Source organism: Candidatus Desulfatibia sp., from assembly GCF_036446775.1.
In the GTDB taxonomy this organism is placed as follows: domain Bacteria; phylum Desulfobacterota; class Desulfobacteria; order Desulfobacterales; family UBA11574; genus Desulfatibia_A.
In genome coordinates this window covers 1-9,482 of record NZ_JAZFTO010000360.1, presented here as the reverse complement: position 1 = coordinate 9,482, position 9,482 = coordinate 1, and the positions used below count along the sequence as shown (strand labels likewise).

Sequence of the window (9,482 nt, the reverse complement as noted above, 5' to 3'; positions counted from 1 at the left end):
CACTTGCAGCCACTTCGATTGTGGGAACGCTCATTCCGCAAAACGAAAGCCCGGCGGCATACTTTCAGGCATACGGTGAGTTTCTTTACCGAATCTTTGATGTTTTTGACTTTTTCGACATGTACCATTCCTGGTGGTTTCAACTGCTGATCGTTTTGCTTACAATTAATATCATTGTCTGTTCCATAGATCGACTTGCGGCCACCTGGAAGATCGTTTTTGTCAAAAATCCGATTTTTAATCTTGCAAGATTCAAAAATCATGCCGATAAAAAAAGTATAGTTGACGACCGTTCACCAGAACAATTGAAAGATATCTATGAACCGTTTATATCCAAAAATTTTGGATACATGCGGAGCGAACAGACGGACAAGGGATTCTGTATTTTCGCCGAAAAATGGCGCTGGACCCGCCTGGGGGTTTATGGGGTGCATCTGAGTATTGTTTTACTGTTGGTTGGGAGTCTTATCGGTTCTATTTTCGGGTTTGACGGGTATGTCAACATACCGGAAGGTGAGAGTGTCAACAGTATCATAATAAGGAATCCTTCCCAGACAAAATCTCTCGATTTTGAGATTTTGTGTGAGGATTTTGACGTCAGTTTTTACGATTCAGGAACACCGAAAGAATTTCGCTCCAGCTTAACCATCCTGGAGCATGGCAAACCGGTTTTTAAAAAGGATATCATTGTAAATGATCCGCTGCGTTACAAGGGGATAAATATGTTTCAATCCAGTTATGGCCCCCTTCCTCCCCGGGAAGTTACTCTGAGCTTCACCAGCAAAAAAACCGGGCAGGCGTATGAAAAAAAGGTGTTGATGGGTCAGCAGGTTGATATCCCGGAAGACGGGGGGAAGTTTGTTCTCAAAGATTATGCCAATTCTTATAAATTCAGAGGCCGGCCCATTGGGGAAGCCTTTCTGGGGGTTCTCATCCCGGACAACGGAACGCCTGTTGAAATTCTGCTTCCTTTGCGTTATCCGGATTTTGACCAGATGCGAGAGGGCGATACGGCCGTTGCCGTGTCAGGATACGTTCGTCGTTATTATACCGGCCTCCAGGTGACCAAGGACCCCGGCGTATGGGTCGTTTATTCCGGATTTATTTTACTGATTGTGGGGTGCTACATAACTTTTTTCGTGTCCCACCAGCGGCTTTGCATCGATATAGTAAAGAAAGGAAAGAAGAGTATTGTCATGGTTGCAGGAACCGCCAACAAGAATAAACTTGGCGTGCCAAACAGGATAAAGAAGATTTCTGAAAAGCTGGCTAAATTGAAATAGATATCATAAAATCGCAACACGATTTTATTAGAACAACAAATAACGGTAAAAGCGAAGAGAGAGGACAGGTAATGAACAGTTCATTCTTGCTATCAATTACAACGTTTGTATACGGACTGGCGGCATTTTTGTATATCGCCTCCTGGATTTTTAAGAAACCACTGCCGGGCAGACTGGCCACCTGGACGGCCATTGTCGGGGTGGCCGGCAACACGGGCGGCATCATCGTGCGATGGGTGGAATCATACAGCCTCGGTATCGGCCACGCGCCGCTTTCAAATTTGTATGAGTCTCTGGTCTTTTTTGCATGGACTATCATTGTTGTTTATCTGGTTATCGAAAGAAAATACGAAAACCGTATCATCGGTGCGTTTACAACACCGCTGGCGTTCCTGGCATTGGCGTATGCTTCCCTGTCCCCTAATATCAGTGATAGTATCCAGCCGCTGCTTCCGGCCTTGAAAAGCAACTGGCTGATTGCCCATGTTATCGCCTGTTTTATCGGATACGCTGCCTTTGCCCTGGCTTTCGGCATCAGCTGGATGTATCTTTTCAAACAACGGGATACTGAGGGTATAAGTAATCTTTTAGCACATTTTCCCACGCCCAAAATTCTGGATGACCTCAACCATCAATTGATAATGTTCGGGTTCCTGTTTCTTACTGTCGGAATCATAACCGGAGCGGTCTGGGCCAATTCAGCCTGGGGGCGTTACTGGGGCTGGGATCCCAAGGAGACCTGGTCTCTGATTACCTGGTTTATTTATGCGACATTGCTGCATGCCCGCAGGATGCGGGGCTGGCAGGGAAAGCGCATCGCCTATCTTTCCATCATTGGATTTGTAGCTGTTATCTTTACATATTTCGGGGTTAATTATCTGCCTGGTTTGCATAGTTATGGAGCATAACTAGTGCCCATCCACAATCGCATCTTTAATTGATAAATTCGTAACTTGAATTCTTGAATTGAGGGATTTGGGAACATACGATTGCGGATTGCGGATTGCGAAATTGGAGGATTGGGGAATTGGGGGATTGAGGAATTGGGGATTGATGGATTGAGGGACTGAATTGTGTTATCCGATTTTAATTTCTAAATTCCTAAACTGATCTGTTCTAGGTTCAGGGTTCTAGGTTCAAAGATTTTAACATCTTGACATTACTTAATGTTACAACGCAATGTCAAGATTGGTCTCATGCACCCATTGGGTGAAAAATACTTGCCGCCTCTATTGAGGCGTAACTCTTTTGGATTGAGCCTGTTAGGGCTCATTAACCCGGAACCCCTGGCCCAGACCTGATTTCTGGAAGTTGGATCCAAGGCATATATTTTAATAGCAGAGGGTTGATCTCCTTGATAACGGTCGTCGCGCTCTCCGAGGCGTAGGCTCATGTCTCTACGAGCCGGAGGCCAGGGCGGGCTTGAACGTTGAACTGCTCAACCTAGGCTATACACTAACCGAACGGACCGAAAGCTGCTGGAGGAGCCTTATTCCCGGACCAGGGATGTTGAAAAAAGTACCAAAGAGATACCCGGTATGTTTATGAAAGACGTTCCGGACGGTTTTATGTCGCACGATGTATTCGCGCTGGTAATAGGACAAATGATGAACTATATTGCCAAACAGACGTGACGTAACCAATTACCCCCCTCCCACCGGAGGGAAAATGCCGACTCGTTCTCCGCCGTGCAGCGTTGATGTCAAATCACCCTTTTTGCCGTCGATAAAAATAAGTTTGGCTTCATTCTCGGCCACGCCCAATTGATCGAGGAGCATGCCGACGGTGGTGCCCGGTGCAATCGGATATTTTTCCGCGGAAACCGGTGTGAAGTTGCTTAATGAGGCAAATAATTGAATGTTAATATGCGTTTCCATGGGCAGTAATTATGATGAATTCGAAAAAAACGCATTCATCACGTTTTAGTACCTATCTATCAAAATCGCATCATATTTGCGAAGGATTTATCTAACAAAATATTTTCGCCACCAAGACACCAAGACACGAAGTTAAATTATAATAAACAGTTATTCTTTGTGTCTTGGTGCCTTGGTGGCTATTCTTTCTCTCCGAGGCGTAGGCTCTACGAGCCGGAGGCCGGTTTATCCGGGTTGGGTTATGCTTTTACGATTATTTACTTTAGGTATAATATGTCTCAAAGTCAACCTTGACGTTGCCTAAACAAAATGAATATTATTTCTACTATAATTCCAATATTTGCCGTTATCATTCTCGGATGGTTTGCGCGTTGGAAAGGCTTTATTCCGCCGGATTTTTTGGCTCCGGCCAACCGTCTGGTTTACTATTTGGCCCTACCGGCCATGATATTTCATTCGATTTCCAAAGCTTCCTTGAAAACCCAGTTCGATAGTACGGTTCTGACCGTAACGCTGCTTGCAGTTATAGCAGTATTTGCTGTTGCCTGGGGCCTGGGTTTAGTGAGACGGATCGAGCGAAAACAGATGGGGACGTTTATGCAGTGCTCCTTTCACGGCAATCTGGGATATATCGGCCTGGCCGTGTCATATTACTATCTTGGCAACGAGGGCTTTGTTAGAGCCAGTATAATCGCCGGTTTTATTATGATCCTGCAGAATTTTCTAGCCGTACTTGCGCTGCAGTTACATGCTGAAAATGTTGCGTGGAAAAGAAACAAATGGGATCTTGTCCTGCGGATTCTGGGCAACCCTGTCATTTTATCCGCCCTGGCCGGTATATTGTATTCGCTGACAGGATTGCGGTTGCCGCTGGTCATCGACCGCAGCCTTGCTATTTTGAGCGGCCTTGCTCTTCCAATGGCCTTATTGATTATCGGAGCTTCTTTGTCTTTCGAGGTGATGCAGTTGCAGTTGCCCCGAGTTTTGAGTACGAGCGTTATGAAGCTGATTCTGCTTCCGGGTTTGGGATTGATTTTTTATCGCTCATACGGTCTGGCATTACAGGATTATCTGCCTGGACTTATTCTGCTGGCCTCACCATCGGCGACATTAACTTATGTAATGGCAAAAGAGATGAACGGCGATACCGATTTTGCCGTGGCTGCTATTTCCAGCAGCACAATGCTATCGGCCATAACATTTTCAATCTGGCTCACTCTCGCCGGATAACCTCTGAAAGCGGTATCTAACGGGTCTGAATACCGCATTCATTCTTTTTGGGGCTTAATGAATAGGTCCCTCGCATCAAAGAAAAGTTCTTCAGAAGTTTCGTTGTTGTTAAAGACCCGGATAATCGCGTCTGCAATGGCTTCGCAATATATTTTGATCGGAAAGAAGTTGCGGTTTCGGATGGTGGCGATTAAACTGGACCTACCGTTTCCAACAGCCGATTCGATCTCTTCTTTACTATATGTGACGGAGTAAATCAGGCGAAAAACATCATCCGAAAGGCGGTTAATATCGCTTCCTCGCGGTATTGGATCTACGACCGCCTTTTCTTCAATGGTCAAATTTCCAGATTTGATGTCACGATAAATAAAAAATTTTTCTAACAATGTGCACCTCCCTAAAAAAACAGAGCTATAAGACGCTGCCTTAACCCTCAATTTGGGGTATAAGAAATTAAAGCAGTAAAGTTTATACTGGTTTTACATTGACTGCTTGTGGTCCCCGGGAAGTTGTTTTAACGTCAAACGAGACGAGGTCTTGCTTTTTAAGACCGAAATGGCCATGATCGGCAACACCGGAATTATGAAAGAAGATATCTTCGTTTTCATCGGTTTCGATAAATCCGTAACCTTTCTTTTCGCTAAACCATTTAATCCTGCCTTCAGCCATGGGCGAGAACCTCCTAAAAGCAAGTGATAAGTGATAAGAATTCCCTTTTTGAGCTCGGAATAAGGGAAAATTTAAAGTTGTGTGCCGTAGCAGGAAGCATCCCAATACGTAAAAGGGCCGGATATCATGCAGCAACCATACTGCGGCAAGCGACGACTATGATTTAGATACCGGATATTGGTCGTATTGTCAAGAAGGCATTTTTATCCAAACCGGCTGAAATGTTGGGATTTTGGGCATACGAGAGGATCGACTTCGACAAGATTTCAATGTTGTGACATGCACGGCAAATTAGGATTGATATCCTTAAACTCAATGATACGTAATGCGTATCGCCGCTGAATAGACCCTCATCTGCAGATCCGGATGGAGTTCTGAAAAACATTAATGAATTCGGCTTGTTACGAATTCATCAATGTCCAAGAGACGCAGGAACCGGAGACCTATTCAGGTCGTTTTTATGCTATCCGCCGATACGGCGATTAAGGTGACCATCGCTTTGGAGACCAGTTTTTCTTGACCCGCGGATATAGAGAACACTTCAGATTCTGAGACTTTGATGGTTTTGCCGTTGTTGATGACTTTAGAGCGGCAGACCAGAAATTCACCCAGGGCGGGCTTGAAGTAATTAATTTTGAATTCGATGGTTAAGATGCGTTCATTTTCAGAGACAGTGGTGTAGGCGGCGTAGCCGCCGGTATGATCAGCCATGGTGGCAATCACTCCGGCATGCACGAATCCATCCTGCTGGCTGTGTTTGGGGCCGATTTTCAGGCGGGACTCAAAATACCCGTAATTTATCTTGTCGACTTCAAATCCGCAGTCTTCAGGAAATCCCTGCACATAATCTTTTTTCAAAAACTCAAACCGTTCAGTATTCATTGGTTGCTCTCCCTTGATGAATTTGCAAAAAGCCGCATTAATCACGTTTAGGTTGCGGCTTTACAATTTACACCTAAATTGATAGCCTGATGATCAATTTAGAATTTGTTTTTATCGAATTCAAGTCTAAATTTGAATTCCCCGCTGCGACTCGACTGTCTTCGACCCTGAGACTTCGGCGTGAGCTCAGTCGAACGCTCAGACCGAAGGGAGCTCGCCGAAGTCTTGCAGCGCGGGATGAATTCAAATAAGGAGGTCAGATATGAAAAAATTTTTGCTGGGGGCCATGGTTTTGGTATTTGGTGTTACGTTTTCTGCGGCCGCGCAGGATACTTTTGAGACCGATAGTATCGCAACATCAGCCGGTGATCTCAAGATAACGTTTATCGGGCATGGGACGTTGATGTTTAGCTTTGGGGAAAAGATCATCCATGTTGATCCCTGGAGCAAGTTGGCCGATTATTCCACAATGCCCAAAGCCGATCTTATTCTTTTAACGCATGAGCATCGCGACCATCTTGACGTAAATGCCGTGAATGCGTTGCGCAAAAATGAAACCGTGCTGGTTTTAACCGAAACCTGCGCAAAGAGTGTCAACGGCGGCGTAATCATGAAAAATGGAGATGTCAAGAGCGTTGCAGGACTGGAAATAGAAGCTGTTCCGGCCTATAATCTTGTTCATATGCGCAGTACCGGCCAACCTTTTCATCCCAGGGGCAGCGGCAACGGATACGTCATCAGATTCGGAGACAAAAGGGTTTACGTGGCCGGCGACACGGAAAATACACCGGAGATGAAGCAGTTGAAAAATATCGATGTAGCCTTTTTACCCATGAACCTGCCGTACACGATGACTCCGGAGATGGTGGCCGATGCCGCCAAGGCTTTCAAACCCGTAGTCCTCTACCCATATCACTACGGCAGTACCGACACCTCCCGCGTGGTCGATTTAATGAAAAACAGCAAGGATGTCGAAGTGCGCATCCGCAAAATGAAGTAGCCGTTCTAAGGTTCAGGTTTTGATTTGTCTGAAAAGGAGGCCGGATGACACTCGCAGAGGCCCTCAAAACAGCCATTGAGTATGAAATAAGAGTTAGGGATCTTTATCGGGAGTCAGCTGAAAAGACTTCTGATCCGGTCGGTCGGCGTATTTTTCAGACGTTGGGGAACGACGAGCAGCTCCATGTAGATTACCTTAAGAGCAGACTCGAAATATGGCAGGAGACGGGAAAATTAAAGGTTGAAAAACTGGAGTCCGTAATTCCCTCGCGAGCAACCCTCACCAGAGAGGTCGGTAAAATAGAAGAGCGGATGTCCCGGGACAACCGCAAAGATGAAAAGCAGATGCTGAGCAAGGCTTTAAAGGTTGAAGTTGAAACCAGTAATTTTTATCAAAAGATGGTTGATGAAATGTCCGGGGAGGGTCGGCAAATGTTTGCCCGCTTTCTCGAAATAGAAGATGCGCACATTAATGCTGTTCAGGCCGAACTCGATTATATAAGTAAAACCGGTTACTGGTTCGATTTTAAGGAGTTCGATATGGAAGATTTTTAGCCCGGATTTTTCATGTCATAAAAACCCCGAAGTCTTTTATCTCCCGAGGTTTTTGGGAAGTTATAAAATTGGGTAGCTTTATCCCTGTTTCGAATTGCGCCGTTTCCACCTCCGTCAAGCCTCTTTTTACTATAACTTGCAGAATTTTATTTCGGCTTAGAAAACCACGTTCTATGGGCGTGGTCAGAGTCTGACGGCTTTGCCTGAAGACTGGTACAAGGAGTAATGGAGTACTGGAGTGTTGAAAATTTGCTTGGTTGTCATGCAATAGTCATTCGATTGTAATTGCAACATAGACTACCTGATTGTCTAAGAATTTCTAATGATCTTCCTCCATTACTCCACCACTCCACCACTCCATAAAAGTCTATGAATGGCAAAGACCATAAGCCTCCTATGGGGGCAAACCAAAGCCACGTCTTATGGGCGTGGATTCTTTACTTCAAAGATCAAACTGATCTAATGGATGATCAACAATTTCGCCAACTGCTTAATCATTTGGGGTATTCATGGTCAGGTTACCGCAAAGTCAGGAAAGGGGTTAAAAAGCGCCTAAATCGGCACATGCATCAACTGGGATGCCGGAATATGGATGCTTATCTGACTGAGATCGACCGAAGCCATGAGGCTCGGCAAAAGTGTGAATTGCTGATGACCGTTTCCATCAGCCGTTTTTTTCGAGATCGCAAATTTTGGCATACCCTTGAAAAAAAGTTGCTTCCTGAACTTCTTGAATCCCGGACAGGAAAAGTTAAAGTCTGGTCAGCCGGCTGTGCCTGCGGAGATGAAGTCTACAGCTTTAAGATTGTCTGGGAATGCCTGAAAAAAAGCTATGATAATCTTCCTAAGCTTGAAGTCCTGGCTACCGACATGAATCCGGCCTACTTGGAGAGGGCCCGAGCCGGAGTCTACACCGCCGCCAGCCTTAAAGAAGTGAAAAAAGAGATTATATTGAAATACTTCGATCAGCAGGGAAGTAAAAATCTGTTTGCAGTAAAGGCTTTGCTTGCCGGAGACGTGGCCTGGGAAATACATTATCTGCTTTGCGATCCTCCCGGTTTGAATTTTGATATTATCTTTTTGCGGAACAACGTACTTACCTACTATCAAGACCGGCTGAAAAAAAATGCTCTTAGCAATGTGCTGGAAAGCCTTGCTCCTTCCGGATTATTAGTAATAGGGTCCCATGAAACCCTGCCTTGTGAAAGGCATAATTTGGTGCGCGTTGCACCCTATCCCTTTGTATATCAAAAGCAGCTAAGGTGAAATGAAAAAGAACCATTTATGAATGGGAACCAGCAAGGTTTCCGAAATCATAGGCTTTAAAAATCTGAGCAAAGCGTTGGCCGTGCTTGCTGTTTTTTTTATAAAAATCGATGCAGTCTTTTACTATTGCAAGGACTTCATCTTCATTGAAAATGCCGGGCAATTCTCTGGCAAGCTGGGGATGCCGGCCGAGTTTGCCGCCAATCTGTACTCTAAAACCCATGTCACCCGCGGTAATGGTTCCGGTGGGACAGGCGTCGATGCACAAGCGGCAGTGCAGGCACAGGTTGTAATCAACTTCAGGGGTTGCCTCGGCGTTATTAATGGTAATCGCATTTTCTTTGCAGACTTCAACACATGCTTCACATTCGCTGCAGGCCTCATCCGTAAGTGCCGGGGTGCAGGCCCCGATGATGCCGATATCTTTGATTTGGGGCTGTGAACAGGTATTGGGGCAGTCCGCCAAGGCAACTCTGAATTCATGGTGAAACTTGATCTCACCTTTAACCCTTTGTTTGAGAAATGCCAGCAGGTCTTCTTTTTTAAAAAGCGCCTCGATTTTATCCAGCAAGCTGTTGCTGGTGATGGCCCGGTTGGGGCAACCGGTGGGTCCGAAACAGGTTTCGATCTGGTATCCTTTGATTTCAGAGCCCATATCAGACAAAAAGCGAGCCTGGACGGCCTTAACCTCGGCAATCGAAGCCACATTTTTACCTGTCGC

At 45.4% G+C, this 9,482-nt stretch carries 11 protein-coding genes; 6 read left to right on the top strand and 5 right to left on the bottom strand.

Annotated features, from left to right (window positions below):
- Positions 1-1,283, top strand: a 1,283-nt coding sequence (locus V3S16_RS16530) for a cytochrome c biogenesis protein ResB (protein ID WP_413886938.1), incomplete at its 5' end; no start/stop codon positions are given.
- A 71-nt stretch (positions 1,284-1,354) separates the two neighbouring features.
- Positions 1,355-2,191 (top strand): c-type cytochrome biogenesis protein CcsB, encoded by an 837-nt coding sequence (gene ccsB, locus V3S16_RS16525; protein ID WP_413886936.1) that lies wholly within the window; start codon positions 1,355-1,357, stop codon positions 2,189-2,191.
- 735 nt (positions 2,192-2,926) lie between these two features.
- Here ccsB and V3S16_RS16520 read toward each other — a convergent pair.
- A complete protein-coding gene (locus tag V3S16_RS16520) occupies positions 2,927-3,160 on the bottom strand; it encodes a MoaD/ThiS family protein (RefSeq protein ID WP_413886934.1) in 234 nt (77 codons plus the stop codon).
- A gap of 309 nt (positions 3,161-3,469) precedes the next feature.
- On the opposite strand from V3S16_RS16520, the gene V3S16_RS16515 reads away from it, so the two are divergent.
- Positions 3,470-4,390 (top strand): AEC family transporter, encoded by a 921-nt coding sequence (locus tag V3S16_RS16515; RefSeq protein WP_413886932.1) that lies wholly within the window; start codon positions 3,470-3,472, stop codon positions 4,388-4,390.
- A gap of 38 nt (positions 4,391-4,428) precedes the next feature.
- Here the strand turns inward: V3S16_RS16515 and V3S16_RS16510 are convergent, their stop codons facing one another.
- From V3S16_RS16510 to V3S16_RS16500, 3 genes are all read right to left on the bottom strand, one after another.
- Positions 4,429-4,776 carry a hypothetical protein gene (locus tag V3S16_RS16510; RefSeq protein ID WP_413886930.1) on the bottom strand — a complete coding sequence of 116 codons (348 nt, stop codon included), beginning with the start codon at positions 4,774-4,776 and terminating at the stop codon, positions 4,429-4,431.
- An 82-nt stretch (positions 4,777-4,858) separates the two neighbouring features.
- The gene (locus V3S16_RS16505) at positions 4,859-5,059 is read right to left on the bottom strand and encodes a cold-shock protein (protein WP_413886928.1); all 201 of its coding nucleotides are present in this window, start codon (positions 5,057-5,059) and stop codon (positions 4,859-4,861) included.
- Positions 5,060-5,506: 447 nt separating this feature from the next.
- Positions 5,507-5,941, bottom strand: coding sequence for a PaaI family thioesterase (locus tag V3S16_RS16500; RefSeq protein ID WP_413886926.1), 435 nt, complete (start codon positions 5,939-5,941; stop codon positions 5,507-5,509).
- A gap of 262 nt (positions 5,942-6,203) precedes the next feature.
- Here V3S16_RS16500 and V3S16_RS16495 point away from each other — a divergent pair, with 262 nt between their 5' ends.
- The 3 genes from V3S16_RS16495 to V3S16_RS16485 all read left to right on the top strand — a co-directional run bounded on the left by V3S16_RS16495 (position 6,204) and on the right by V3S16_RS16485 (position 8,761).
- Positions 6,204-6,941, top strand: a complete 738-nt coding sequence (locus V3S16_RS16495; protein ID WP_413886924.1) for an MBL fold metallo-hydrolase — start codon at positions 6,204-6,206, stop codon at positions 6,939-6,941.
- Between the two features lie 44 nt (positions 6,942-6,985).
- Entirely contained in the window at positions 6,986-7,495 is a 510-nt protein-coding gene (locus V3S16_RS16490) for a hypothetical protein (protein WP_413886922.1), read from the top strand.
- 588 nt (positions 7,496-8,083) lie between these two features.
- On the top strand, positions 8,084-8,761 hold the full coding sequence (locus tag V3S16_RS16485) for a CheR family methyltransferase (protein WP_413886920.1): 678 nt from the start codon (positions 8,084-8,086) through the stop codon (positions 8,759-8,761).
- Between the two features lie 16 nt (positions 8,762-8,777).
- Here V3S16_RS16485 and V3S16_RS16480 read toward each other — a convergent pair.
- The coding region (locus V3S16_RS16480) for a 4Fe-4S binding protein (RefSeq protein WP_413886918.1) at positions 8,778-9,482 on the bottom strand (705 nt) is incomplete at its 5' end.